22 protein-coding genes are annotated in these 25,739 nt (G+C 69.1%); 13 read left to right on the forward strand and 9 right to left on the reverse strand.

Annotation, left to right across the window (positions count from 1 at the left end; genetic code table 11):
* Positions 1-359 precede the first annotated feature (359 nt).
* The 6 genes from ACH492_RS04505 (at position 360) to ACH492_RS04530 (ending at position 6,379) form a co-directional block, all read left to right on the forward strand.
* On the forward strand, positions 360-1,121 hold the full coding sequence (locus ACH492_RS04505) for a DeoR/GlpR family DNA-binding transcription regulator (RefSeq protein ID WP_398982621.1): 762 nt from the start codon (positions 360-362) through the stop codon (positions 1,119-1,121).
* A 126-nt stretch (positions 1,122-1,247) separates the two neighbouring features.
* On the forward strand, positions 1,248-2,606 hold the full coding sequence (locus ACH492_RS04510) for an ABC transporter substrate-binding protein (protein WP_398982623.1): 1,359 nt from the start codon (positions 1,248-1,250) through the stop codon (positions 2,604-2,606).
* Positions 2,603-3,577, forward strand: a complete 975-nt coding sequence (locus ACH492_RS04515) for a carbohydrate ABC transporter permease (RefSeq protein WP_398982625.1) — start codon at positions 2,603-2,605, stop codon at positions 3,575-3,577. The genes ACH492_RS04510 and ACH492_RS04515 overlap by 4 nt, the downstream gene beginning before the upstream one ends.
* Entirely contained in the window at positions 3,574-4,482 is a 909-nt protein-coding gene (locus ACH492_RS04520) for a carbohydrate ABC transporter permease (protein WP_398982627.1), read from the forward strand. The genes ACH492_RS04515 and ACH492_RS04520 overlap by 4 nt, the downstream gene beginning before the upstream one ends.
* Positions 4,479-5,471: a zinc-dependent alcohol dehydrogenase family protein gene (locus tag ACH492_RS04525; RefSeq protein WP_398982629.1), complete on the forward strand. Its 993-nt coding sequence runs from the start codon at positions 4,479-4,481 to the stop codon at positions 5,469-5,471. Before ACH492_RS04520 ends, ACH492_RS04525 begins: the two co-directional genes overlap by 4 nt.
* On the forward strand, positions 5,468-6,379 hold the full coding sequence (locus ACH492_RS04530; protein ID WP_398982631.1) for a PfkB family carbohydrate kinase: 912 nt from the start codon (positions 5,468-5,470) through the stop codon (positions 6,377-6,379). Before ACH492_RS04525 ends, ACH492_RS04530 begins: the two co-directional genes overlap by 4 nt.
* Before the next feature lie 156 nt (positions 6,380-6,535).
* Here the strand turns inward: ACH492_RS04530 and ACH492_RS04535 are convergent, their stop codons facing one another.
* Positions 6,536-7,120, reverse strand: a complete 585-nt coding sequence (locus tag ACH492_RS04535) for a cysteine hydrolase family protein (protein ID WP_398982633.1) — start codon at positions 7,118-7,120, stop codon at positions 6,536-6,538.
* Between the two features lie 74 nt (positions 7,121-7,194).
* Between ACH492_RS04535 and ACH492_RS04540 the strand changes: the two genes are divergently transcribed.
* Positions 7,195-8,205, forward strand: a complete 1,011-nt coding sequence (locus tag ACH492_RS04540) for a GlxA family transcriptional regulator (RefSeq protein WP_398982635.1) — start codon at positions 7,195-7,197, stop codon at positions 8,203-8,205.
* A gap of 301 nt (positions 8,206-8,506) precedes the next feature.
* Here ACH492_RS04540 and ACH492_RS04545 read toward each other — a convergent pair whose 3' ends face one another.
* From ACH492_RS04545 to ACH492_RS04570, 6 genes are all read right to left on the reverse strand, one after another.
* Entirely contained in the window at positions 8,507-8,971 is a 465-nt protein-coding gene (locus ACH492_RS04545) for a peptidoglycan-binding protein (RefSeq protein WP_398982637.1), read from the reverse strand.
* A gap of 561 nt (positions 8,972-9,532) precedes the next feature.
* Positions 9,533-9,871 carry a hypothetical protein gene (locus ACH492_RS04550; RefSeq protein WP_398982639.1) on the reverse strand — a complete coding sequence of 113 codons (339 nt, stop codon included), beginning with the start codon at positions 9,869-9,871 and terminating at the stop codon, positions 9,533-9,535.
* Between the two features lie 163 nt (positions 9,872-10,034).
* Positions 10,035-11,408, reverse strand: a complete 1,374-nt coding sequence (locus ACH492_RS04555; RefSeq protein ID WP_398982641.1) for a GH1 family beta-glucosidase — start codon at positions 11,406-11,408, stop codon at positions 10,035-10,037.
* A gap of 29 nt (positions 11,409-11,437) precedes the next feature.
* Complete coding sequence (locus tag ACH492_RS04560) at positions 11,438-12,301, reverse strand: carbohydrate ABC transporter permease (protein WP_398982643.1); 864 nt, start codon at positions 12,299-12,301, stop codon at positions 11,438-11,440.
* Positions 12,294-13,301 carry a carbohydrate ABC transporter permease gene (locus ACH492_RS04565; protein ID WP_398982645.1) on the reverse strand — a complete coding sequence of 336 codons (1,008 nt, stop codon included), beginning with the start codon at positions 13,299-13,301 and terminating at the stop codon, positions 12,294-12,296. Before ACH492_RS04565 ends, ACH492_RS04560 begins: the two co-directional genes overlap by 8 nt.
* A gap of 10 nt (positions 13,302-13,311) precedes the next feature.
* A complete protein-coding gene (locus ACH492_RS04570) occupies positions 13,312-14,622 on the reverse strand; it encodes an extracellular solute-binding protein (RefSeq protein ID WP_398982647.1) in 1,311 nt (436 codons plus the stop codon).
* A gap of 142 nt (positions 14,623-14,764) precedes the next feature.
* Between ACH492_RS04570 and ACH492_RS04575 the strand changes: the two genes are divergently transcribed.
* Both ACH492_RS04575 and ACH492_RS04580 read left to right on the forward strand, forming a co-directional pair.
* Positions 14,765-16,051 (forward strand): ROK family protein, encoded by a 1,287-nt coding sequence (locus ACH492_RS04575; protein WP_398982649.1) that lies wholly within the window; start codon positions 14,765-14,767, stop codon positions 16,049-16,051.
* Between the two features lie 76 nt (positions 16,052-16,127).
* Entirely contained in the window at positions 16,128-17,336 is a 1,209-nt protein-coding gene (locus ACH492_RS04580) for a transglycosylase family protein (protein WP_398982651.1), read from the forward strand.
* On the opposite strand, the gene ACH492_RS04585 is transcribed toward ACH492_RS04580, so the two are convergent.
* Positions 17,238-18,281, reverse strand: coding sequence for a DMT family transporter (locus ACH492_RS04585; RefSeq protein WP_398982653.1), 1,044 nt, complete (start codon positions 18,279-18,281; stop codon positions 17,238-17,240). The genes ACH492_RS04580 and ACH492_RS04585 overlap by 99 nt on opposite strands.
* 200 nt (positions 18,282-18,481) lie before the next feature.
* Here ACH492_RS04585 and ACH492_RS04590 point away from each other — a divergent pair, with 200 nt between their 5' ends.
* The 3 genes from ACH492_RS04590 to glgC all read left to right on the forward strand — a co-directional run bounded on the left by ACH492_RS04590 (position 18,482) and on the right by glgC (position 21,701).
* Positions 18,482-19,171: a (2Fe-2S)-binding protein gene (locus ACH492_RS04590; protein WP_398983318.1), complete on the forward strand. Its 690-nt coding sequence runs from the start codon at positions 18,482-18,484 to the stop codon at positions 19,169-19,171.
* Between the two features lie 107 nt (positions 19,172-19,278).
* Entirely contained in the window at positions 19,279-20,442 is a 1,164-nt protein-coding gene (glgA, locus tag ACH492_RS04595; RefSeq protein WP_398982655.1) for a glycogen synthase, read from the forward strand.
* 41 nt (positions 20,443-20,483) lie between these two features.
* Positions 20,484-21,701: a glucose-1-phosphate adenylyltransferase gene (glgC, locus tag ACH492_RS04600; protein WP_398982657.1), complete on the forward strand. Its 1,218-nt coding sequence runs from the start codon at positions 20,484-20,486 to the stop codon at positions 21,699-21,701.
* A 150-nt stretch (positions 21,702-21,851) separates the two neighbouring features.
* Here glgC and ACH492_RS04605 read toward each other — a convergent pair whose 3' ends face one another.
* Positions 21,852-22,877: a LacI family DNA-binding transcriptional regulator gene (locus ACH492_RS04605; RefSeq protein WP_398982659.1), complete on the reverse strand. Its 1,026-nt coding sequence runs from the start codon at positions 22,875-22,877 to the stop codon at positions 21,852-21,854.
* 101 nt (positions 22,878-22,978) lie between these two features.
* Here ACH492_RS04605 and ACH492_RS04610 point away from each other — a divergent pair, with 101 nt between their 5' ends.
* Entirely contained in the window at positions 22,979-25,678 is a 2,700-nt protein-coding gene (locus tag ACH492_RS04610) for a PA14 domain-containing protein (protein ID WP_398982661.1), read from the forward strand.
* The last annotated feature ends 61 nt before the right edge of the window (positions 25,679-25,739 follow it).

Raw genomic sequence — 25,739 nt, forward strand, 5'->3', positions numbered from 1 at the left:
AGCCATTCATCGATCCTCAAGCCCTCCGGACGCTTCCGCATTCCGGGACGGCTGGATCGCGCCGTCGCCCCAGTGTCCGCCCGCGGGCACCGTTCGGACGCCCAAAAGGTGCCAAGCGGGCAGCGCGCTGCGCCGCGATGCGTGCCCCGGCCCGCACTACCAGCGCCGACGGCCTCGCCGAAACGGGCAAGAACGGGCACAGCAAATCCTGCGAAGAGCCTGGTCGAGCGGGCGTACCTGCTTGTACAAACGACGCATGAGCCCGAACGGACGCCGGGCTCGGAAGCACCGACAGCGCACGAAACAGCGCGCCTACATCGCACGGACAGCGCTACAGGACAGAAGCAGGGAAGTGTGCCGTGGACACCGAGGAACGCCGACGGGGAATTCTCGAGACGGCCCGGCGGGACGGGTCGGTCGATGTCAACCGGCTGGCCGGCCAGTTCCAGGTGGCCAAGGAGACCATCAGGCGGGATCTGCACGCCCTGGAGGAACACGGTCTGGTGCGGCGTACGCACGGCGGCGCCTACCCCGTCGAGTCCGCCGGTTTCGAGACGACGCTCGCGGTGCGGACCACCCGTCATGTGCCGCAGAAGTCACGGATCGCGACGGCCGCCGCCGATCTGCTCGGTGACGCCGAGACGGTCTTCGTCGACGAGGGCTTCACCCCGCAGCTCGTCGCCGAAGCGCTGCCGCGGGACCGGCCGCTGACCGTCGTCACCGCGTCCCTGGCGGTGGCGACCGTCCTCGCGGACGCCGAGAAGATCTCCGTGCTGCTGCTCGGCGGGCGCGTCCGCGGCGGCACCATGGCCACGGTCGACCACTGGGCCACCCGGATGCTCGCCGACTTCGTCATCGATCTGGCGTACGTCGGCGCGAACGGCATCTCCCGAGAGTACGGACTGACCACACCGGACCCCGCGGTGAGCGAGGTCAAGGCACAGGCCATGCGCAGCGCACGCCGCCGCGTGTTCGCCGGAATCCATTCGAAGTTCGGGGCGGTGAGCTTTTGCCGCTTCGCCGACGTCGGCGACTTCGAGGCCATCGTCACCGACGCGGGCCTGCCCTCGGCCGAGGCGCAGCGCTACTCCCTCCTCGGCCCGCAGGTCATCCGCGTCTGAGCACGCTCATGCCGCACAACTGCCTTACCCCATAGGCCTTTTGATCCCCGGCCGCCCGGCCGAGGGCAGAGCCGTCATGTCCTGAACCACCGATCACCGAGCCGCTACGAATGATCAGGAGAAATCATGCACCTCCAGCGACGACGACGTGGAATCCGCCTGAGTGCGGGCGCCGGCACGGCCGCCATGGCACTTCTCGCGGGGTGCAGCGGAGCAGGCGCCTCCTCTTCCGCGGGGGACGAGGCAGTGAACGTACTCATGGTGAACAACCCGCAGATGGTCGAACTGCAGAAGCTGACCGCGGACAACTTCACCAAAGAGACCGGCATCAAGGTCAACTTCACGGTGCTCCCGGAGAACGACGTCCGAGACAAGATCAGTCAGGACTTCTCCAACCAGGCGGGCCAGTACGACGTCGCCACCATCAGCAACTTCGAGGTGCCGTTCTATGCCAAGAACGGCTGGCTGCACGGGCTCGACGAGTACGCGAAGAAGGACACCGCCTTCGACCAGAACGACATCCTCGAGCCGCTGCGGAAATCGCTCACCGCGAAGGACGGAAAACTCTACGCCGAGCCCTTCTACGGCGAGTCGTCCTTCCTCATGTACCGCAAGGACGTCTTCGCCGACAAGGGGCTGAAGATGCCGGCGCAGCCCACCTGGCAGCAGGTTGCCGACCTCGCTGCGAAGGCGGACGGCGCCGAGAGCGGGATGAAGGGCATCTGCCTGCGCGGACTCCCCGGCTGGGGCGAGGTCATCGCCCCTCTCACCACTGTCGTCAACACCATGGGCGGCACCTGGTTCACCGAGGACTGGGAGGCGAAGCTCACCTCCCCGGAGTTCAAGAAGGCCACCCAGTTCTACGTCGACCTGGTGCGGGAGCACGGTGAAGCGGGCGCGGCCCAGTCCGGATACGCCGAGTGCCTCAACAACATGACACAGGGCAAGACCGCGATGTGGTACGACGCCACGGCCGGAGCGGGCTCCCTGGAAGCGTCCGGGTCCCCGGTGAAGGGCAAGATCGGCTACGTACCGGCGCCGGTGGAGAAGACGGAGAGCTCCGGCTGGCTCTACACCTGGGCCTGGGGCATGCAGAAGGCATCCAAGAAGTCCGACAGCGCCTGGAAGTTCATCTCCTGGGCGTCCAGCAAGAAGTACGAGGCGCTGGTCGGCGAGAAGAGCGGCTGGGCCAATGTGCCCGCGGGCAAGCGGGCCTCCACCTACGCCAACCCGGAGTACCGCAAGGCCGCAGGCGCCTTCGCGGACATCACCGAGAAGGCCATCGCAAGCGCCAACCCGGAGAACCCCGGCACTCAGCCCCGCCCGGCGGCCGGAATCCAGTTCGTCGGCATCCCCGAGTTCACCGATCTGGGCACCAAGGTCTCGCAGGAGATCAGCGCGGCCATCGCCGGCCGCCAGTCCGTCGACCAGGCCCTGGCCAAGTCCCAGAAGCTGGCCGAGAAGGTCGGCAAGGAGCAGCAGTGAGTGCCTCCGTCACCACACAGCCGCCGTCCCCCACGGTCCGGTCGAAGCAGACGCGGAAGACGAAGCAGAGAAAGGGGGGAGTGCGGGCCTGGGCCACCCGGGCGCCGCTCCTGCCGGCCCTGGTCTTCCTGATCGCGGTCACCCAGCTGCCGTTCGTCGCCACGCTGGTGATCTCGCTCTTCGACTGGAACTCACTGAGCCCCGACGAGCGCAGCTTCGCCGGACTGTCCAACTACACCTCCGTGTTCACCGACGCGGAGCTGCGCGACTCGGTCTTCACCACCGTCCTGCTCACCGCGAGCGTCGTCATCGCGACCGTGGTGCTCGGTCTGGGGCTCGCCCTGCTCCTCGACCGCACCTTCTTCGGCCGCGGCATGGTGCGCACCCTGCTCATCACGCCCTTCCTGATCGTCCCGGTCTCGGCCGCGCTGCTGTGGAAGCACGCGCTCTACAACCCGGAGTACGGGCTCCTCAACGGCGCCTGGACCTGGATCGCCGGGCTCTTCGGCGACGACACACCCGCCCAGCCGGACTGGATATCCGGCATGCCGCTGATCGCGGTCGAGGCCGCCCTCGTGTGGCAGTGGACGCCGTTCATGATGCTGATCCTGCTCGCGGGACTGCAGAGCCGGCCCGCCGACATGATGGAGGCCGCGCACCTCGACGGAGCGAGTAGCTGGCAGTCCTTCCGCTACCTCACCCTGCCGCATCTGCGCCGCTACCTCGAACTGGGCGTCCTGCTCGGCTCCGTGTACATCGTCCAGAACTTCGACGCGGTGTTCACGATCACCTCCGGAGGCCTCGGCACCGCCAACCTCCCCTACACGATCTACCAGACCTTCTACCAAGCCCACGAGTACGGACTGGCGTCCGCCGCGGGAGTCGTCGTCGTGATCGGCACGATGATCATCGCGACGTTCGCGCTCCGGGTGGTCTCGTCCCTCTTCCGTGAGGAGGCGAACCGCGCATGACCGCTCACACCGCGCCCGCTCCGGCCCCCGGACCCACGACGAAGGCAGCCCGCCCCGAGCCCCTGCCGCCCGCCGCGCGCCGGGCCAGGCGCCGCTCCACGGCGCTGGGCCTGCTGGCCTGGGTGGCAGGCCTCGGGTTCTGTCTGCCGGCCGTGTGGATGCTGCTGACCTCACTGCACTCGGAGGCGGACGCGGCCACCAATCCGCCCTCCCTCGCCGCGCCGCTGACCCTGGCCGGCTACCGGGAGTTCTTCGGCGCGGGCGGCGGACCGAGCCCCTGGCCGTCCCTGATCAACTCCCTCACCGCGTCCGCGTTCTCCACGCTGCTGGTACTCGTCCTCGCCCTCCCCGCGGCGTACGCGCTCTCCATCCGGCGCGTACGCAAGTGGACGGACGTGATGTTCTTCTTCCTCTCCACCAAGATGCTGCCGGTGGTCGCCGGTCTGCTGCCCATCTACCTCTTCGCGAAGAACGCCGGGATGCTGGACAACATCTGGCTCCTCGTCCTCCTCTACACCTCGATGAATCTGCCGATCGCGGTGTGGATGATGCAGTCCTTCCTCGCGGACGTGCCGGTCTCGATCATCGAGGCCGCTCAGGTGGACGGCGCGCGGCTGCCCACGGTCCTGGCCCGGGTGGTCGCGCCGGTGGCCGCTCCGGGGATCGCCGCAACCGCGCTGATCTGCTTCATCTTCAGCTGGAACGAGCTGCTCTTCGCCCGGGTCCTCACCGGCGTCGTCGCCCAGACCGCACCCGTCTATCTGACCGGATTCGTCACCAGCCAGGGCCTCTTCCTCGCCCAGCTGTGCGCCGCGTCCGTCGTTGTGTCCCTGCCGGTCCTCGCCGCCGGCTACGCCGCCCAGGACAAGCTTGTCCAGGGCCTCTCTCTTGGAGCTGTTAAATGAGGGCAGCGATCGTCGAAGCCCCTGGCAAGGTCTCCGTCACGACGGTTCCCGACCCCACACCGGGACCGCGGGAGGTCGTCGTCTCCGTGGCCTCGTGCGGTCTGTGCGGCACTGATCTGCACATTCTCCAGGGCGAGTTCGCGCCGACCCTGCCGATCCTGCCCGGCCATGAGTTCGCCGGCGAGGTCGTGGGCATCGGAAGGGACGTCACCGAACTGGCCGTCGGTGACCGTGTCGCTGTCGATCCGTCCCTGCACTGTCACGAATGCCGCTACTGCCGGGCGGGACGCGGCAACCTCTGCGACCGCTGGGCGGCCATCGGCGTCACCGTGCCCGGCGGCGCGGCCGAGTTCGCCGTCGCGCCCGTCGCGAACTGCATACGGCTGCCCGACCACATCGACGTCAAGGACGCGGCGCTGATCGAGCCGCTGTCCTGCGCGGTCCGCGGATACGACGTCCTGAGCAGCAGCACTCTCGGCTCCAGCGTGCTGATCTACGGCTCGGGGACCATGGGCCTGATGATGCTGGAGCTTGCCAAGCGCACCGGCGCTGCGGGCGTGGACGTACTCGACATCAATCCGGACCGCCTCGCCACGGCCTCTCTGCTCGGCTGCTCCCGCTCGGCAGCCACCGCCGAGGAGCTGGACCAGCCGGGCGGCTGGGATTTCGTCATCGACGCGACCGGCAACGCCGGTGCCATCCAGGACGGTCTCGGACGGGTCGCCAAGGGAGGCACCTTCCTGCAGTTCGGGGTCGCCGACTACGCGACGACCGCGGTCATCGAGCCGTATCGGATCTACAACCAGGAGATCACCATCACCGGCTCCATGGCAGTGCTGCACAGCTACGAGCGGGCCGCCGCGCTCTTCGCCACCGGGGTGCTCGATCCGTCCGTCTTCATCAGCGACCGGCTGCCGCTGGAGCAGTACCCGCAGGCCATCGACCGGTTCAAGGCGGGACAGGGCCGCAAGATCGTGGTGGAGCCGTGAGCGGGTCCGATGCCGTACTGGTGCTCGGCGAGGCGCTCATCGATCTCGTCCCCGTGGCAGGTGACCCGGAGGTCCGGCGCGCACAGCCGGGCGGCGCCCCCGCCAATGTCGCGGTCGGCCTCGCTCGCCTCGGCAGGCCGGTCGCGTTCGCCGGAGCCCTCGGCGGCGACGGTTTCGCGCGGGCCATCGAGCGGCGGCTGGTGGACGCGGGCGTGGATCTAAGCCTCTGCGCCCGCTCCGACCTCCCCACGACGCTGGCCGTCGCCGACCCGGGGGAGGCGGGAACCGGCTACCACTTCCACCTCCAGTCCACCGCGACTTTCCGGTTCCCGGACCGGGCGGCCGACGTCGGGCGCTTCGGCGCGGTGTACGCAGGAGCCCTGGCCGCGGTCGTCGAACCGGCCGCGGAGGCCGTCGCCTCGACCGCGCGGGCGGCTGCCCGGCACTCGCTGCTGGTGGTGGACCCCAATGTGCGCGAGGACCGCACGCTCGACCCCCGCCGGGGCCTGGCGCTGCTACGCGAGCTGTGCGCGCTGGCCCATGTCGTCAAGGCCAGCGACGAGGACCTGGCGCGGCTCTGGCCGGACACCGACCCGGACCAGAGCTGCCGCCGGCTGGCGGCGGAGGGACGGCTGGTGGTGCTGACGCGCGGCGCGCGGGGCGCGGCCGCGTACACCCCGGACGGTCCGCCCGTGTCCGTACCGGCCGTACCGGTCGAGGTGGTCAACACGATCGGTGCCGGGGACGCGTTCATGGCGGGCGTCCTCGCCTGGCTCGGCACCACGGGAAGCCGGGAGCGCGCGCTGTCCCCGGAGCGTGCCGGGACCATGCTGGAGTACGCGTCGCGGGTCGCTGCGTCCGTGGTCACGCAGACCGGCACAGAGCCCTCGGCGCCTGCCCACGCCTGACCGGGCCTGCCCCCGCCTGACCGCGCCTGCCCACGTGACCGGGCCTGCCCCCGCCGGATCCGGTCCGGCGGGGCGGGTGCGGTCCCGGTCTCGCCGATGCGCCCGTATGCGGGGTGGGCCGCGTTCAGGCGACTGTGGCCACGACCTCCTTGGTCCTCACCGCGCTGCGGCCACGACCTCCTTGGTCGTCACCACCGTGGCGAAGCCTCCGCCGTGCAGTGACACGGCCGACGCCTGCGCCAGTTCGTCCGCGGACCGTCGCCAGCCGAACGGCCCCTCGAGATCGAATGTGTACGTCGCGTCCAGCGCGAAGAGCACCTCGTACCCAAGGTTTCCACCCATCCGTGCCGTCGTCTCCGCGCACATATTGGTCTGGATCCCGGCCACCACGAACTGCGAGATGCCCTCAGCCCTGAACCACGCGCCCAGGTCCGGTGTCCCGTAGAAGGCCGAGTTCACGGTCTTCGTCACGAACAGCTCCGCCGCGGCCCCCTTTCCTCGCCGCTGCTCGACGTACTCCTTGAAACCGTTCCCCTCGTGCCCCTGTCGCAGCGGCGAGTCCGGCTTCGACGAGTCGTGCCGGACGAAGACGACCGGCCGCCCCGTGGCCTGCCATGCGTCGATGAGCGAGGCGATGTTCTCGTCAGCCTCGGGATTGTTCCGCCGGCCCCAGAAGTCCAGCTCATCGAAGCCCTTCTGTACGTCCACCACGACCAGTGCTGCGTTCTCTGCGATCTCCATACCCACGATGCTGCCGCCCCGGTCGACCCGGCCCCAGAGGGGTGCAAGTCAGCGATCGATGGTTTACTGCCACCGTGGCAGCCGACCCCGTCCCGTACCGTGTCGCCCTTGTCAGCTTCCCGGGCGTCCGAGCCTTCGACGTCTCCGTCATCACCGAGGTCTGGGGCACGGATCGCACCGACCGCGGCGTCCCCGCCTTCGACCTGCGTCGCGTCGCCGCCGACACCACGCCCGTCCCCATGCGCGGCGGTCTCAGCCTCACCCCCGACCGCTCCTTCGCCTGGCTGGCCGGTGCCGACCTGATCCTGGTCCCCGGCCTGGACGACCACCTCACCCCGGCACCCGAACCGGTACTCGAAGCCCTACGCCGCGCACACATCCGAGGTACCACCATCGCCGCCCTGTGCGGCGGCGCCTTCACACTCGCCCAGGCCGGTCTCCTCGACGGCCGCCGCGCGGTCACACACTGGAACCTCGTCGATCTGCTCCGCGCCCATCACCCCCGCGTCACCGCCGAACCCGACGCCCTTTTCATCGAGGACAGCAACATCTGGACCGCCGCCGGTACGGCCGCCGGCATCGACCTGTGCCTGCACCTGGTACGCACGGCTCACGGCGCGGAGGCGGCGGCGACGATCGCCCGCTCGATGGTCACGGCCCCCTTCCGCACCGGAACCCAGGCTCAGTTCATCGAGCACCCAACCCCGCGCACCGACCGCGACGCCGACGCCCTCGCCTCCGTGCGCGAGTACGCCCTCCACCACCTGCACGAACCGCTCGCCGTCGCTGACCTCGCAGCCCACGCGGGCATGTCGGCACGTTCCTTCGCCCGCCACTTCGCCGCGGCCACCGGCACGACGCCGCTGCGCTGGCTCCTGGACCAGCGCATCGCAGCCGCCCAGAAGCTCCTCGAACACACCGACCTGCCCATGCCCGAGGTCGCCCGCCGTACGGGCTTCGGCAGCGAGATCACGATGCGCCAGCACTTCGCCTCACGCCTCGCCACCAGCCCGCGCGCCTACCGCGCCTCGTTCGCCGCTCATGCGTCCGGATCTTCCGATCAAGGACGGACCCGGAACCGCTGAGCAAGTCCGCGCCGCGCGTCGGTGAGCTCGAACAGCTCGTCCCGGCGCGTGCAGACACGCAAGGAAGTCGTCCCGGAAATGTGAGGCGAAAGCGAATGCTTTCTGCTGGACATCGGATTGCAGCAGACTCACCTCCGACGGCGGTCTGGGGCCGGTGAAACTCGCACTCTGGATCAGCACGAAGGATCACGCCAAGACCGCCGTCTCCGCCCGCCGAACTCCCGGCCGAGTGACACCGTTCGGGACGTTGTTCGAGGTCAGACCGTAAAGAACAGGCCTACGTGCTCATACAGAGAGCCGCTCAACACCAGCCGCTGCAGGCATTGGCGAACCGCTTGAACGCGGCCTGGGTCCCCGATCCGGCGATTCCGTCGATCGCGCCGGTGTAGCCCCAGCTGTCCTTCAGCAGGCGTTGCAACGCCTTGACCGTGCCGCTTCCGACGATTCCGTCGATCGCGCCGGTGTAGCCCCAGTACGCCCTGAGGTTGCGCTGGAACGCCTTCCAGCTATTGGTGCCCAGCTGACCGTCGAGCGCGCCGGTGTAGCCCCAGTTCGCCTTCAGCCAGCACTGGACGTACCTGGCCTGCGTAGTACTCAGGCCGAGGTTGACCACCGCGAGCGGGACGACCGCCTCGGAGCTCGCCGCCGGCTTCGAGGTCGGCGCGGACGCCGCGAAGCTGGCGCCCGCACTCGTCAGGCTCCCGGCCGCAATCCCGACGACGGCAGTGACACTGACGAGTGTCCTCGTTAAAACATTCGGTCCCATTCGTTCCCCCTTCGGGTCGAAGGGCGGCACCTGGCGCGGCTGGCGCGCCAATCATCGGTCGCCTCGGTGTCACCCTCTCTTGGTGCGCGCAGAAGCGACCATGGTCGTGGTAGACCCGCCCGCGTCAGCGCGGTACGGACAGAAGCTACCTCTCGGCGAATGGGCTGTCGTCGCCCGCTGCGCTGACGTTCACTCATCCAGGAGTTGACATCCGTCTCTATCAACCGCAGTAGTGGCAACGGATGTACAACTTCTGCCGTATTCGGCTCGGTCCGCAGTGAGAAATGGCCAATAAAGGCCGCCCGCCAGCTGACTATCGCTGCCCGTACCCAACTCCGCCTCGCCCGCCCCCTCGATGGCGCGGCGCCCATTCGGGCGGCTCATAACGCTCTGTACTGGGCTGAGAAGTGGTGAGCGGAGCGGAAGCTTGAGCTGACTTCGGGTGTAGAAGTCCCGGCTGCTGCTGGTGCAGAGCGGCCGCCGGGGCTTCCGGTGTCGTCCGGGCCCACGGGTGAGAGCGCCGGGCGAGTCTGGGTGGGTGGGCTGTGGACGACGCCGGGGTCAGATCCCGGGTCCGTAACCGGGGTCCGGCAGCTGGCGGGGGTTCCACCACTCGGTGAGCCCCCACACCCCGAGCGCCAGCGCGGCCACGGCTGCGAGTGCCGCGACCCAGGGACGGTGCACCCATCTCGTGGTCAGCGCCCACGCGACGAGCGGAACCAGAGCGCCGCCGAGCACGATGAGCGGCAGATCGACGAAGATCACGCTCAGATCGCGGGCATGGCCCTCGAATCCACCGTCGATACTGAACGCAGCCCGCGGTGCCCACACGAGCGCCGCGATCGCCGCACCGAGGCCGGCGACGAGGCATCGGGCGCTGCCCCTGGTTTTCGGGTTCATACCCGTGGTCCTCCCGTGGTTCTTCCGCTCATGCCTGCGACAGACGCGACGGCGCGGTGCACGGTTCCGACGGGGCTGCCGCGCCGGCCCGGTCCGGCATGCTCCCCGCCGAGCCCGCCCTCGGGATTCTTGAGCTGGGGATTACGAGTACATAGACGCCCGATCAAGCCGCCCTGCGTGCCCTGCGTGCCCTGCGTGCCCTGCGCGTCGCCGCGCGGATGATGTCCGCATACCTGTGCCCGCTGCCCTTGATGGTCCGTCGCTGCGTCGCGTAGTCGACATGCACCAGGCCGAACCGCTTGTCGTAGCCGTACGCCCACTCGAAGTTGTCCATCAGCGACCAGGCGAAGTACCCGGCGACCGGTGCGCCCCGGCGGGCTGCCCGCCCGCACGCAGCCAGATGCTCCTCCAGGTACCGCACCCGCTCAGGGTCGTCGACGGTGCCGTCAGCACGTACGACGTCCGGATAGGCCGAGCCGTTCTCGGTGACGTAGATGCGCTGGGTGCCGTACTCCTCGGTCAGCCGCAGCAGTAGCTGCTCCAGGCCGTCCGCGTGCACCTCCCAGTCCATGGCGGTGTGCCGGGCCCCCGGCAGATAGATCTGCTGGGCGTACGGGACAGCGCCGGTCGGGTCGGCTGTGACGATCTGGCGGAAGTAGTAGTTCAGCCCCTGCCAGTCCAGCGGGGCCGCGATCGTCGCCAAGTCCCCGGCGTGCTGTGGCAGTTCGACGCCGTACAGCTCCAGCATGTCCTGCGGATAGCCCCGCCCGTGGATCGGGTCGAGCCACCAGCGGTTGGTGTGGCCGTCGGCCCTCAGCGCGGCGGCGACGTCCTCCGCGCGTTCGCTCGCCGGCTCGATCGGGCTCAGGTTGTTGACGATCCCGACGCGGGCGTCCGACGAAGTCGCGCGGATCGCCTGCACGGCGAGACCGTGGCCGAGGTGCAGATGGTACGAGGCGTGCACGGCGGCCCCGAGATCGGTCAGCCCCGGAGCCATCTTCCCTTCCAGATGGCCGATCCACGCGGAGCACAGCGGCTCGTTGAGGGTCGCCCAGTTCTTGACCCGGTCGCCGAGCCGCTCGGTGACGACCGAGGCGTACGCGGCGAAGTGCTCCGCGGTCTCACGGGACGTCCAGCCGCCCCGGTCCTGGAGTGCCTGCGGGAGGTCCCAGTGGTAGAGGGTGGCGAACGGAGTGATGCCCGCTTCGAGCAGACCGTCCACCAGCCGGTCGTAGAAGGAGAGTCCGGCCTTGTTCACCGGTCCGTCGCCGCCCGGGACGACCCGCGGCCAGGCGATCGAGAACCGGTAGGCGTCGACGCCGAGTTGCTTCATCAGCCCGATGTCCTCGGGCCAGCGGTGGTAGTGGTCGCAGGCCACATCGCCGGTGTCGCCGCCCGCGACGGCGCCCGGAGTGTGGGCGAAGGTGTCCCAGATTGACGGGGAGCGGCCGTCCTCGGCCACGGCTCCCTCGATCTGGTACGCGGCGGTGGCGACACCCCAAGTGAAGTCGGCCGGGAGGGCGTTGAGGTCGTTCACGGACATCCTTTCTGATGGGGACACGTGCGTCACTTGACGGCGCCCGCGGTGAGGCCCGCGACGAGATAGCGCTGGAGAAGCAGGAACCCGGCGACCACAGGCACGCTGACGACCAGCGAGGCGGCCATGACCTGGTTCCAGTAGACGTCGTTCTGGGTGGCGTAGCCCTGGAGCCCGACGGAGAGCGTGCGGGTGGTGTCGTTCGTCATCACGGAGGCGAACAGGACCTCTCCCCATGCCGTCATGAACGCGTAGACGGCCACGGCGACGATGCCGGGGACGGCGGCCGGCACGACGACCCGGAAGAGCGCGCCGAGCGCCCCGCAGCCGTCCACCATGGCTGCCTCGTCCAGATCTCGCGGGATGGAGTCGAAGTAGCCGATCAGCATCCAGATGGAGAAGGGGAGCGAGAACGTCAGATAGGTGAGGATCAGCCCGCCGCGCGAGCCGTACAGGGCGATGCCGGTGCTGTTGCCGATATTGACAAAGATCAGGAACAGCGGGAGGAGGAAAAGGATGCCGGGGAACATCTGTGTGGAGAGCACCGTGACGGTGAAGACCCGCCTTCCGCGGAACCGGTAGCGGCTCACGGCGTACGCGGCGAACACCGCGATCACCACGGACAGCACGGTCGCCGCGCCCGCCACGATCAGCGAGTTGAGGAAGTAGCGGGCCAGCGGCACGGTGTCCCAGATGTCGATGTACGGCCGGACGGTGAGCCCGGACGGGATCCACTGGAACTTCCCCGACACGTCCTGGAGCGGCTTGAGCGAGCTGCTGAGCATCACATAGACGGGCAGCAGGGCGAAGGCCGTAAGGAAAGTGAGGACGATACGGCGCGTCCAGCGGAAGGACCGCGGCGGTGCGGTCGGCGAGCTCGGCGGCCTAGGCATCGGCGGCCTTCCTTCCCCGGGACGTGAGCAGCAGATAGGCGGCCGTGACCAGCAGCAGGAAGAGCAGCAGCAGGACGGACATCGCTGAGCCCGAACCGAAGTTCCAGGTGACGAACGACGACTGGTAGATATGGATCGAGATCAGGTCGGCGGCCTCCGGCGCGGCCCTCCCGAACAGCACATACGGCGTGTTGAAGTCGTTGAACGTCCACAGGAACAGGACCAGCACCAGCACCTGGTTGACCGGGCGCAGCGACGGCAGGGTGATCTTGCGGATCTGCTGCCAGATGCCCGCACCGTCGATGGCCGCCGCTTCGTACAGCTCGCGCGGGATGTTCTGCAGCCCCGCCATGATGATGAGGAAGGCGAACGGCCAGGACTTCCAGACCGCCACCACGACCAGTGCGATGAAGCTGTTGTCGCCGATCAGCCAGAACGACGGCTCGTCGGTGAGGCCGAGCTGGTCTTGCAGGACGTGGTTGATCAGGCCGTTGTCGCGCTGGAACATGAAGGCCCAGGTGATGACGGCGGCGTACACCGGCAGTGCGTACGGAGTGAGGAAGACGGCCCGCAGGAAGCCTCGGCCGCGGAAGTTCTCCTGCATCATGATCGCCGCGGCGACGCCGAACAGCCAGGACAGGCCGACGGCGAGCACCGTGAACAGGCAGGTGACATAGAAGGAGTGGAGCAGCGCCTGGCCGATCGGGGCGTCGAAGTCGACGGCGACCCGGTAGTTGTCGAACGCCGCCCACGGCGCCTCGCCCCAGTTGCGGATGTAGAACTGGGTGAGCTGACGGAAGCTCATCGTGATGCCGATGACCATCGGGATCAGATGGACGAGCAGTTCGAGCACGACGGCGGGCAGCAGCAGGAGATAGGGCAGGCCGCCGTGGCGGATCCGGTCCGGGATGCGCGGCAGCCTTCTGCGCGTATCCGTCGTTCCCACGCTCTCACCGCTGCCCGCCCGGTCCGTGCGGCCCGGAGTCACAGTGGTGGTCATCGCGCCGTCCTCACTGCTGCATCTGCTGCTGGGCCTTGGCCAGCCGGTCCTTGACGGACTCGGTCGTCACCGGGCGTCCCGCCGCGGCATCGGCCCACAGCTCCTTGACCGCGGTGCCGACGGCCGTCTCGAACTGCGACTCGGTGGGCACCTGGGGGAGGGGCGCCGCGCTGGTGGCCAGCGTGTCGCGCAGGACCTTCAGATCGGGCGCGGAGAACGCCGGGTCCTGCTGCGCGGCCTTGACCGGTGGGATCGATCCGTACGTCTTGTTGAGCAGCTTCTGTTCCGCATCGCTCGTCATGAACTTCACGAACTTCTTCGCGCCGTCGATGTTCTTGGTGTTCTTGAAGACGGCCATATTGATGCCGGCAACCATGGAGTTGGTGTTCTGTCCGGTGCCGGGAGTGCCGGCCGGGACCGGCACGGGCGCGACCCCCCAGTCCGCGGGCTTCATGCCCTGGGCGGCGAAGGTCGAGGCGGCGGCCTGCCACAGCACCATGGCTGTCTTGCCGCGCGCGAAGTCCTGGAGGGACTGGTTCTGGGCGTACTCCGCGTTGCCCGGCGCGACGATCTTGTCCTTGGCCATGAAGTCGACGTACTGCTTCACCGCGGCGACCGCGCCGTCCGAGGTGAAGGTGGGCTTGCCGGAGGAGTCGAAGAAGTCCGCGCCGTGCTGCTTGCCGAGGACGAAGACCTGGTGGATGTTGTTGGCGAGGTTGCCGCCCTCGGCGCCCAGCGCCCACTTCCCGTCCTTGGAGATCTTCTTACCGTCGGCGACCAGCTGGTCCCAGGTGGCCGGCGGCTGGGAGATCCCCGCGTCGGCGAACATCTTCTTGTTGTAGTAGAGCGCGTACGCCAGCGAGTACAGCGGCACGGCCGCGGGGTCTTTGCCTTCGGCCCCGGCCGATGCCACAGCCGACGCGACGAAGCGGTCCCGACCGCCGATCGCGTCGAAGCTCTTCTGGTCCCAGGGCAGCAGCGCACCGGTCGCCTGGAGCGAGGCGGACCAGGTGTTGCCTATGTTGAGGACGTCGGGGCCCTGCCCGGACGTCGTGGCGGCCAGGATCCGGTTGAGCAGATCGGACCATGGGATCACCTCGAGCTTGACCTTGATGCCCGTCTGCTCCTCGAACTTCTTGAGCTCGGGTGTGAGGATCTTCTTGTCGGCCTCGACGCTGGGGCCCTGATTGGAGGCCCAGTACGTGAGGGTCCTGGGCGACTCGTTGCTGCCGCCCCCATCGGTGGAGGTGCCGCCGCCGCAGCCGGTGACGGCGGCGAGCGCGGTGACGACGGTGACAGCGAGTGCGGCTCTGATGCGCATGAGAGGTGGCCCCTTTCCCGGGGTGGCTGCGTTCGGTACCCGAACGGCCTCCATGACTTAATTTATGCCGTGATTTAAGAGGTGAAAGAAGGTCGCGTCAAGGTCTGCGGCCGGGGTATGTTGCGTCCAGGAAAGGAGCACCATGGCGGAGCGCAACAGACGGACGGTGCGTGACCTGCGGCGCGGCAACCGCGCCAGGGTTCTGCAACGGTTGTATTTCGACGGCCCGTTGAGCCGCCAGGAGCTCGGGCCGGCCACCGGGCTGAGTTCAGGCTCTATCAGCAACGTCGTCTCGGAACTCGTCACCGAGGGCGTGCTGGAAGAAGCCGGAATGGTCGACTCCGAGGGCGGCCGCCCACGCACCCTGCTGCGCGTCAAACCCACCAGCGGCCTGCTGATCGGCATCGACATCGGCGAGACCCGGGTACGCGTCGAGCTCTTCGACCTCTCGCTCACCGAACTCGGCCGCACCGAACACCTCTTGGCCCAGCACGGCTACGACGTCGAGCACGTCGTCGCCCATGTCCGCACCGGCGTCGCCGACGTCCTGCGGGACGCGAACGCCGACGCCGCGAGCCTGCTCGGTATCGGGATCGGCGTCCCCGGCATCATCGAGCAGGACACGTCGGACGGCGCGATCGTGCACGGCCAGACGATCGGCTGGAGCGCCGTGCCGTTCGAGAAACTGGTCCGCGACTCCATCGAACTGCCCCCACAAGTCCCGCTGTTCATCGACAACGGCGCCAAGACACTCGGCCAGGCCGAGATGTGGTTCGGGGGCGGCCGCGGCGCTCGCGACGCCGCCGTCGCCCTGATCGGCTCAGGAGTCGGCGCCTGCGTCGTGCACGCCGCCACCCCCGACGAGAACGCCCGCAGCAGCGCCCTCGAATGGGGACATACGACGGTACGTATCCGGGGCCGGCGCTGCCGTTGCGGCTCGCCGGGCTGTCTTGAGGCGTACGCCGGCGCGGAAGCGCTGCGCGAACGCTGGCAGGAGGCGGGCGGACCGCTTCCCGCCGACGCCGACGACGAAACCGCGCTTGCCGCGCTGCTGGCGGCGGCCTTTCCCGGCCCGGAAGGACCCGAGCCCGACCCCGTCGCGCTCTCCCTCCTCGACGACACCGCCGAGTACCTGGGCGCGGCCGTCGCCGACCTGATCAATCTCTTCCACCCCGAACGTATCCTCATCGGCGGCTGGGCCGGACTGCTCATCGGTCCCCATCTGCTCCCCGAAGTACGCCGGTACGCAGGGGAGTACGCCCTGCGTCACGCCGCCGCCCGCACCACCATCGAGCTGGGAAAGCTCGGCCCGGACGCGGTCACCGTCGGCGCGGCGACCCTGCCGCTGGCCGACTTCCTGGCCCGCGGCGGCAGCCGGCCCCCGGCTGCCGACCCGGTGCGCCCTGCCGCCTCTGTGCGCCACGCCTGAACCCTTGTCATGGTCCGGGCCAAGCGCCTAAGTTGACCGCTTGCGACGTGACCTATGTCAGTGGGGGAGTCCAACCATGGCCGCAACCGGTCGGCACCGCCGATACCAGCCGAGCCGCATCAACCGGGCTTCTCTCACCGTCACCGCGGGCGGGGCAGGAATGGCTCTGCCGCTCATCGGCGCGGGCACGTCCCATGCGGCTTCCGTGGACGTCTGGGAGAAGGTCGCGGCCTGCGAGTCCACCAGTAACTGGAAGATCAACACCGGTAACGGCTACTACGGCGGGCTCCAGTTCAGCCAGTCCACCTGGGAGGCCTACGGCGGCAGACGATTCGCCGCGCGCGCGGATCTGGCCGACAAGGACCAGCAGATCGCCATCGCCGAGAAGGTCCTCGAGGGACAGGGGCCGAAGGCATGGCCCACCTGCTCCACCCGGGCGGGCCTCACCCGCGGCGGTGACGCCCCCGAGATCGCGCCCGCCAGGCGATTAGAACCGAAGAGCGAGCGGAAGGCCGCGCTGAAGAAGGTGACGCCGACCACCGTGCCCACGCACCGCGAGGGCTATACCGTGGCCCGCGGCGACTCACTCTCCAAGATCGCGGAGGCCGAGGAGGTCAGCGGCGGCTGGCAGGGGCTGTACGCACAGAACCGCGCGGTCGTCGGCAGCGACCCCAACCTGATCCACCCCGGGCAGAAGCTGATCCTGCGAGTCGAGACTCCGGACGCACCGGCCCCGCAGAAGCCGAAGGCCCAGCCGCGGCCCAAGACCCCGCCGAAACAGCAGGCTCCGAAGCGGCCTGCGCCGAAACAGCAGGCTCCGAAGCAACAGGATCCCAAGAAGCAGGCAAAGCCGGTACACGCCACCAAGCCAGCGCACCGGACCGGACTCAGCGCCCCCGTCGACGCGAGCACCGGCACTCCCTACCGCAAGGCCGGTTCCGCCTGGTCCAGCGGCTATCACACCGGCGTGGACTTCCCGGTCCCCACCGGCACCTCCGTGAAGGCCGTAGCATCCGGACGCGTCGTCTCGGCCGGCTGGGGCGGCGCGTACGGCTATCAGGTCGTCATCCGCCACGCCGACGGCAAGTACAGCCAGTACGCGCATCTGTCGGCGCTCACCGTGCGCTCCGGCCAGCAGGTCAGCAGCGGTCAGCGGATCGCACGGTCGGGGTCCACCGGCAACAGCTCAGGGCCGCATCTCCATTTCGAGGTGCGTACGGGGCCGGGATACGGGTCCGACATCGATCCCCTCGCCTACCTCAGATCGGGCGGCGTCTCTGTCTGAGGGGAGCACCGGGGCCTGGGCATCCGCGTGGAGCATGCGAGGTTCTGAGCGGCACACCGGCTGCTGCGCGGGGCGCACCGACGCCTCAACCTGTGTATGTGCTTCCGCCTCCGTGCGCGCCGCCTTCAGCCGCTCGGTCGTCAGCAGGATCAGCCCGCCGGCCGCCACGACGCCGAAGCCCAGCGCGAGCACGGTGCCCGGCACGCCGTACCGGAAGGTCTCGCCGAACATCGTTATCCCGACCGCCGCCGCCACCACCGGGTTGACGACCGTGACCGTGGCCAGCGGGGCCGCGAGGCCCGCGCCGCGGTAGGACGCCTGGGAGAGCAGCAGACCGCCGATCGCGAGGACCGAGATCACCAGCAGGCTCGGCCACCGGGAGAGTGGTGCGGACCATGTCCAGTCCACAGCGACGGTCTTGGTGAATACCGAGGCGATGCCGAAGGCCACGCCCGCCGCCGCGGCAAGCCCCACGCTGCGGAGGATGGGCCGGTGCACGGTCTGGGCGACCAGGAAGATCAGCGCCACGCCGCCCAAGGTCACGCCGGCCAGCACCCCGCGCTGCCCGCCGGTCAGTGAGTGGGCGTCGGCCTCGCCGGTCAGCGCCAGCAGCCCCGCGAGGCCTGCCGTCGCCATGATCGCGCCGCGCCAGGCGGTGGCGCCCGCCCTGCGCCGTACGAAGAGGGCAGCCATCGGCAGGGCAAAGACGATCGTCAGCGCGCCGAGCGGCTGGACCAGGCTGAGCGGCCCGTACGCGAGGGCCATCACATGAAGGACTGCGCCGAGGCTGTTGAGAGCGACGGCGACCCACCACGCGGCGTGGTGCAGCGGGGCGTACGGCCGGGCCGAGGTGGAGGCGGCGACATGCTCCTGCATGATCGCCCCGGCCGCATACGCGACCGCAGAGACCAGGGACAGCACCACGGCCAGCGCGAGGGAACTCATAGAGACCACGATCTCCCTCTAAAACGAATCCGTCGTCGTCCTTGAGCAGGCACTTGGACGTACTGCCGACGTAGTACGAGCCTAGGCCAAAAGTCCCCCTTACGGCGGGTGAGCAGGTCAGCGGGGATGAGATGCCCCCAGGTCATCGATACGGTGACCGGGTGCGAATACGGACGGTGACAGGGGACGGGAGCGTGGGCGTGGACCTCGACGAGACGGCGTCCGTGGGCGGCTTCTTCGCCCTGCGTACCGGGATGCCGGGTGACGGGCATGCCCCGCTCGCGCGGCTGTACGCGGGCGACACTGCCCCGTTGGTGGCCCGCGTCGACACCGTCGCCGCCGGGCTGCGCGCCCCCGAGCGCCGGGTCGCCGCTTCCATCGCGCATCTGGGGCTCGCCGCCCGGCTCTGGTCGGTCGCGCTCGGCTGTGCCGCGCTGCACGGCAAGGTTCCCGACCTCGACCCCGCGCGGCTGCACTGGGATCCGGACCGCAGCTCGCCCGACGACCTGTGCCTGACAGGCCCCCGTCCGCTGCCGGCCGACGCGTCCACGATCCGCGAGACGGTGCAGTACGGTCACCTCGTCCCGCTCGCCGCCGCGCTGCGGACCGACACTCGGATCTCGCCGCAGCTGCTGTGGGGCAACGCGGGTTCCGCGCTCGCCGGAGCCGTACGGGAACTGCACACCTGGGCCCGGCGCGTCGGCCGGCCGGAGGTGGCCGAGCGGGCCTCGGCGCTCTCCGCCGAGCTCTTCGCCCACCCCGATCTGTCCGGCACCGTCCACGGACGTGCGATGCGGCGGCGCAGTTGCTGTCTCTTCTACCGCTGCCCGGGTGGCGGGCTCTGCGGCGACTGCGTCTTCGACCTTCCGCCGCAGCGATCCGCCCACTGAAGCCCACTGAAGCCGAGTGATGCCGACTGGCACCGTGGCACCGACTGGTGGCGAGTGATCCTGACCGCGCTCTTCCCCGTACGCCGTATCTGCGTGACCATCATGGGGTGAAGGTCGGACTGCTCACGCGCGAGTATCCGCCGGACGTCTACGGGGGCGCCGGGGTCCATGTGGAGTTCCTCGCCCGGGAGTTACGAGCCCTGACCGACCTCGAAGTGCACTGCTGGGGCGAGGGTGCGGCCGAAGGGGTCCTGCGCCACCAGGCGCTCGCCGGACTCGAGAGTGCCAACGAAGTGCTGCGCACCTTCTCCGTCGACCTGGCGATGGCCGCCGAGTTGCAAGGCCGCGAGCTTGTCCACTCCCACACCTGGTACGCCAACCTCGCCGGCCATCTCGCCAAACTGCTCTACGGCGTCCCGCATGTGATGACCGCACACTCCCTGGAGCCGCTGCGCCCCTGGAAGGCCGAGCAGCTGGGCGGCGGCTACGCCCTGTCCAGCTGGGCCGAGCGCACGGCGATCGAGGCCGCGGACGCGGTCATCGCCGTCTCCCACGGTATGCGCGCCGACATCCTGGCCTGCTATCCCGCCCTCGACCCGGACAGGGTGCGCGTCGTCCACAACGGCATCGACACCCGCATGTACCGCCCTGACCACGAGACGGACGTCCTTGAGCGGATCGGCATCGACCCGCACCGCCCCCTCGCGCTGTTCGTCGGCCGCATCACCCGCCAGAAGGGCGTCCCGCATCTGCTGCGCGCGGCCCGCTCCTTCGACCCGGACATCCAGCTGGTGCTGTGTGCGGGAGCCCCGGACACGCCCGAGATCGACCGTGAATTCCGCGAACTCGTCGAGGAGTTGGAGCGGGTCCGGGACGGGGTGCACTGGATCCCCGAGATGCTGCCCCGACCCCAGGTCATTCAACTGCTGAGCCACGCCACGGTGTTCGTCTGCCCTTCGGTGTACGAGCCGCTGGGCATCGTCAATCTGGAGGCCATGGCCTGCGGCACGGCCGTCGTGGCGTCCGCCGTCGGTGGCATCCCCGAAGTCGTGGACGACGGACGCACCGGACTGCTCGTGCCCTACGACGCTCATCACCCGGAGGCCTTCGAGTCGGGCCTGACCCAGTCGGTGAACCGGGTCGTCGACGACGCCGTGGAGGCCGCCAGGATGGGCGCCGCCGGCCGGGAGCGCGCGGTGCGTGAGTTCGGCTGGGACCAGGTGGCCCGGCGGACGTACGAGGTGTACGAGGACTTGCTCAAGCAGGCGTAGCACGGCACGGCAGGGCAGGCATGGGCGTGGAAGGGGCGGCGATGCGCGGTGGACCTTCGGTGCTGGGGATCGTACTGGCCGGCGGGGAGGGCAAGCGGCTGATGCCGCTCACCGCCGACCGCGCCAAGCCTGCGGTGACCTTCGGCGGCATGTATCGCCTTGTCGACTTCGTGCTCTCCAGCCTGGTCAACGGCGACATCCTGCGTATCTGCGTGCTCACGCAGTACAAGTCGCACTCGCTGGACCGCCATGTCACCACCACCTGGCGGATGTCGAGTCTGCTCGGCAACTACGTCACCCCCGTCCCGGCCCAGCAGCGGCTGGGCCGGCGCTGGTATCTGGGCAGCGCGGACGCGATCCTGCAGTCCCTCAACCTCGTGAACGACGAACAGCCCGACTACATCGCGGTGTTCGGCGCCGACCATGTGTACCGGATGGACCCGCGGCAGATGCTGCGGCGCCATATCGAGAACGACGCGGGCGTCACCGTCGCGGGGATCAAGGTGCCGCGTGCCGAGGCGTCGGCGTTCGGGATCATCACCCCCGCCTCCGACGGCACCCGGGTCGAGCGGTTCCTGGAGAAGCCCACCGACCCGCCCGGACTGCCCGGCGACCCCGACCGGGTCTTCGCCTCCATGGGCAACTACCTCTTCACCACCAAGGTCCTCGTCGACGCACTCCACCGGGACGCGGAGGACGAGCACTCCGTCCATGACATGGGCGGCTCGATCCTGCCGATGCTCACCGAACAGGGTGTGGCGCAGCTCTATGACTTCAATGAGAACCATGTGCCCGGCGAGAGTGCGCGGGAGCACGGTTACTGGCGTGATGTGGGGACGATCGACACGTACTACGAAGCCCATATGGATCTGATTCCGGACCGGCCGGTCTTCGACCTCGACAACCGCCGCTGGCCCCTCTACACCCACTCCGGCCAGCTGCCGCCGGCTCGATTCATCGGCGCGGGCATCGCGAGCGAGTCCATCATCAGCCCCGGCTGCGTCGTCCGCGGCCAGGTCACCCGGTCAGTCCTCTCGCCGGGCGTGACCGTGGCGGAGGGTGCTGTCGTGCAGGGTTCGGTCCTCCACGACAACGTGCGCATAGGCCGCGGCGCGGTGGTGCGCGGCTCGATCCTCGACAAGAACGTGGACGTCCCGCCCGGCGCGACGATCGGCGTCAACCCCGGGCGGGACCAGGAGCTCTACACCGTCTCCAAGAACGGCGTCATCGCGCTGGGCAAGGGACAGCCGGTGCTCTGAGGCACCGGGACCTGGCGCGACGGAGGGTGGCCGGAGCTCACAGCATGCGCCGGCGCCTCCCGAGCCAGGTCCGGGCGATCGCCACGACCGCCGGCGCAGTCGTTCGGAGGAGTTCTTACATCGTTGTACGAAGCCTGTAAACCCTTCGCGTCAGAGCCTGCCCCGCGTGCTCTCACGTTCAACCAGGCTGAAATCAGGGCGGATTTCGCGTGCTTCACGCGCCTGGGCCGAATCCGTCGTGCCCAGCAGCCGCCCCACGACCGACTGCACGGCGAGCCGCGCGATCGTCTGCTTGTCCGGCGAGATCGTGGTCAGGGTGACGGCTCCGTACCGCCCCTCGGTGATGTCGTCGAAGCCCACCACCGCGACGTCCTCGGGCACTCGCAGACCCTGCTCGGACAGCACCCGCATCGCGCCGATGGCGATGAGGTCGTTGTACGCGAAGACCGCGTCGGGCCGCTCCCCGGACTCCAGCAGCCCGGCCATCGCCACCGCCCCGGCCGCGTGGTCCCAGCCGGCTGTCGGTGCGACCAGCGAGTCCGGGGCCGGTAGCCCCGCCTCCGCAAGCTCCTCGCGCCAGCCGCGCAGCCTCAGTTGGGCGGGCTGGTTGACCCGGTCGGTGCGCGCGCCGAGGAAGGCGATCCGGGTGCGGCCAAGGTCCAGCAGATGCCGCACCGCCGTCCGGGCCGCGGCGACGTTGTCGATCGCGATGTGGTCGTACGGCAGGTCGTATTCTCGCTCTCCGAGCAGCACCAGCGGGGCGTCGTCGCCGCGCCGGCGCAGGTCCTCCGGCTCCAGCTCGATGGGGCTGAGAATCAGGCCGTCGATGACCCGCGCCCTGAAGCCCTGGCTGACCAGCACCTCCTGTTCGCGGCGGCCTCCGGTGTGGTCGAGCAGCACGGTGTACTCGTGCTCGGCAGCCACGTCGATCACCGCGCCGGCCAGCTCGGCGAAGTACGGATTGCCCAGCTCGGGCACGGCGAGCGCGATGATTCCGGTGCGCCCCTTGCGCAGGTGGCGGGCCGTCAGGTTGGGCCGGTAGCCGAGTTCGTCGATGGCCAGCTGGACCCGGGCGCGCATGGCCGGCGTGACGTGCTGATAGTTGTTCACCACGTTCGAGACGGTCTTGATCGAGACCCCCGCATGCTCCGCGACGTCCTTGAGACTCACCTTCACGCCTGTTTCCCTCCGGCCCTGGCCCGCTTGTACAACGATGTATAAGCCCTCCACCCCTGTCTTGTCATGACCCTGGACGCCAAGCGGAACCCTGTGCTCTTATGCCAACTGCCGTTCCTTCCAACGTTGTACAGAGCGTCGCAGCGAGCCGCCACCCTCACTGGCAAGGAGGATTTGTGCGCATTCACAGAAAGCTGGCCCTGCTTCTCGCAGCCGCCTTGGGGATTGCCGGACTCACCGTCGTACCGGCCGTGTCCGCTCCGTCGGCGCTGGCGTCCAGCACCGCGGACGAGCCGGTCGAAGCACATGGCCTGAAGGGTGAGTACTACACCCAGTCCGCTCCCGGGGCCTTCGACTTCGCCGAGCTCAAGGCCACCGGCTTCGATCCGTCCATAGACTTCGGCAACCTCGAACCCCGCCTCAGCGCCGCCACCGGACGCGCCGACGACGTCAGCGTCCGCTGGACCGGGAAGGTCGTTCCCACCCGCACCGGCGCCCACACCTTCTCGATGATCGGCGACAACGGATTCAGGCTGTGGGTCGACGGCCGGCTCACCATCGACCACTGGGTCGACGACTGGGACAGGGAACAGACCGCGCCGCCCGTCGACCTCACCGCGGGACGCGCGTACGACATCAAGGTGGAGTACTTCGAGCACTACGGCGGCTCGAACCTGCACCTCAACTGGACCGAGCCCGGCGGCGCCAAGGTGCCCGTGCCCTCCTCGGCCTTCCGCCTGCCCGACGGTTACGCGTACGACGGAGCGATCGGCGCCACCGTCCTCGCCGACGGCCGCAGCCTGCGGCTGGACTTCGTACAGAAGCTCGCCGCGCCGCCCGCCGGGCTCGCCGCGCACTTCGAGGCGGTCATCGGCGGCGCGAAGTGGCCGCTCGGCGCCGTCACACGAGACCCGGCCGACCCGCGTCGCCTCCTCGTCGCACTCGAAGAGCCCGTCGTCGGCAAGAAGGACGGCAACGGCGGCGGCATCGCCGACCTGCGCTACGACGGAAAGGGCGGCCTGAGCGCCGAGAACGGCACAGCGGTCGGCCGGTTCTGGAGCAGCGGGCCCAACAAGTCCGAGTACCAGCTGCGTACTCCCTGGGCCAAGGACGTCGGTCCGGGCAACGCCCACCCCGAATACCCGCGCCCGCAGCTGACCCGCGACGCCTGGCGCAGTCTCAACGGGCAGTGGCAGTTCGCCGCCGCAGAAGCGGGGGAGCGGCCGCCGGTCGGCAAGACCCTGGGCGAGCGGATCCTCGTGCCCTACCCGGTGGAGTCGCAGCTCTCCGGCATCGAGCGGCACGAGGACCGCATGTGGTACCGCCGTACCTTCACCGTCCCGGACAGCTGGCGCGTCGGCGACGGCAAGCGCCTCAAGCTCAACTTCGACGCCGTCGACTGGCAGTCCGAGGTGTACGTCAACGGCGTCAAGGTCACCGAGCACAAGGGCGGCTACGACCGGTTCAGCGTGGATGTCACCGACGCGCTGAAGCCCGGCCGCGCCCAGGAGCTGATCGTCGGCGTCTACGATCCGACGGACTCCAGGGACGGCGAGAACCCGCCCATCGGCAAGCAGCGCCTCGACCCGAGCGGCATTTGGTACACCCCCTCGTCCGGCATCTGGCAGACCGTCTGGATGGAGCCGGTCGCTGCCGATCACGCCGACTCGCTGAAGCTCACCCCCGACGTCGCGGGCGAGAAGCTGGCGGTGGAGGTGCGCGGGGTGCGGGCCTCAGTGCCGGTCACGGCCACCGCGTACGACGGCAATCGCAAGGTCGGCACCGCCACCGGCACCACCGGCTCACCGCTGGCGATACCCGTCCCGGACCCGCATCTGTGGTCCGCCGATGATCCGCATCTGTACCGGCTCGAGGTGAAGACCGGCTCCGACCGGGTAAGCAGCTACTTCGGCATGCGCACCATCGCCGTCGAGAAGGTGAACGGCGTGCCGCGCACGGTGCTCAACGGCAAGCCGATCTTTCTGATGGCCACCCTTGACCAGGGCTTCTGGCCGGACGGGCTGCACACGGCGCCGACCGACGAGGCGCTGGCGTACGACCTCAAGATGCACAAGAAGCTCGGCTTCAACTCCGTGCGCAAGCACATCAAGGTCGAGCCCGACCGCTGGTTCTACTGGGCCGACCGGCTCGGACTGCTGGTCTGGCAGGACATGCCGGCGATGAACACCATCAACCCGAACGCCGCCTCGCGCGCCCAGTACGAACGCGAGCTGAAGGAGATGATCGACCAGCATTCGAGCAGCCCGTCAGTGGTCATGTGGGTCACCTTCAACGAGGGCTGGGGCCAGTACGACCAGGCGAGGATCGCCGATCAGGCCAAGGCATGGGACCCGACCCGGCTGGTCAACAACATGAGCGGCGTCAACTGCTGCGGAGCCGTCGACGGAGGCAACGGTGACATCGCCGACGCGCACGGCTATCCGAGCCCGCAGATCCCCGCGGCAGACGGAAAACGGGCGCTGGTCAGCGGTGAGTACGGCGGGCTCGGACTCGCCGTGCCTGGCCACGCCTGGCCGGTCCAGCACACCTACGTCGGCGTCGACCAGGCCAAGTACACGGACGAGTACCTGGCACAGCTCGGCAACGTACGCAGACTGGCCTGCCAGGGGAGCAACGGCGCCGTCTACACCCAGATCACCGATGTGGAAGGTGAGCTGAACGGCCTGCTCACCTACGACCGCAAGATCATGAAGCCCGACGTCAAGCGGCTCAAGGCGGCGCACGACGCCCTGATCCGAGACGCCTCGGACCCGGCTTCGACGGAGTGCGCGAGCTCCTGACCGGCCGGCCGCTCCGGTCCGCCGCTGCGCAGGCGGACCGGAGCCCCCGTGGCTGATTGCC

Origin of the sequence: Streptomyces sp. NPDC019443 (genome assembly GCF_044389785.1) — a bacterium.
Taxonomy (GTDB): Bacteria; Actinomycetota; Actinomycetes; order Streptomycetales; family Streptomycetaceae; genus Streptomyces.

What these genes read in the sequence shown, in the direction of transcription:
- ACH492_RS04520 (WP_398982627.1), top strand. Translation starts at nt 3,574, where the DNA reads ATGACCGCTCACACCGCGCCCGCTCCGGCCCCCGGACCCACGACGAAG.
- ACH492_RS04560 (WP_398982643.1), bottom strand. Translation starts at nt 12,301, where the DNA reads ATGCCTAGGCCGCCGAGCTCGCCGACCGCACCGCCGCGGTCCTTCCGC.
- ACH492_RS04585 (WP_398982653.1), bottom strand. Translation starts at nt 18,281, where the DNA reads ATGAGTTCCCTCGCGCTGGCCGTGGTGCTGTCCCTGGTCTCTGCGGTC.
- ACH492_RS04525 (WP_398982629.1), top strand. Translation starts at nt 4,479, where the DNA reads ATGAGGGCAGCGATCGTCGAAGCCCCTGGCAAGGTCTCCGTCACGACG.
- ACH492_RS04550 (WP_398982639.1), bottom strand. Translation starts at nt 9,871, where the DNA reads ATGAACCCGAAAACCAGGGGCAGCGCCCGATGCCTCGTCGCCGGCCTC.
- ACH492_RS04545 (WP_398982637.1), bottom strand. Translation starts at nt 8,971, where the DNA reads ATGGGACCGAATGTTTTAACGAGGACACTCGTCAGTGTCACTGCCGTC.
- ACH492_RS04610 (WP_398982661.1), top strand. Translation starts at nt 22,979, where the DNA reads ATGCCAACTGCCGTTCCTTCCAACGTTGTACAGAGCGTCGCAGCGAGC.
- ACH492_RS04580 (WP_398982651.1), top strand. Translation starts at nt 16,128, where the DNA reads ATGGCCGCAACCGGTCGGCACCGCCGATACCAGCCGAGCCGCATCAAC.
- ACH492_RS04570 (WP_398982647.1), bottom strand. Translation starts at nt 14,622, where the DNA reads ATGCGCATCAGAGCCGCACTCGCTGTCACCGTCGTCACCGCGCTCGCC.
- ACH492_RS04535 (WP_398982633.1), bottom strand. Translation starts at nt 7,120, where the DNA reads ATGGAGATCGCAGAGAACGCAGCACTGGTCGTGGTGGACGTACAGAAG.
- ACH492_RS04565 (WP_398982645.1), bottom strand. Translation starts at nt 13,301, where the DNA reads ATGACCACCACTGTGACTCCGGGCCGCACGGACCGGGCGGGCAGCGGT.
- glgC (WP_398982657.1), top strand. Translation starts at nt 20,484, where the DNA reads ATGCGCGGTGGACCTTCGGTGCTGGGGATCGTACTGGCCGGCGGGGAG.
- ACH492_RS04510 (WP_398982623.1), top strand. Translation starts at nt 1,248, where the DNA reads ATGCACCTCCAGCGACGACGACGTGGAATCCGCCTGAGTGCGGGCGCC.
- ACH492_RS04575 (WP_398982649.1), top strand. Translation starts at nt 14,765, where the DNA reads ATGGCGGAGCGCAACAGACGGACGGTGCGTGACCTGCGGCGCGGCAAC.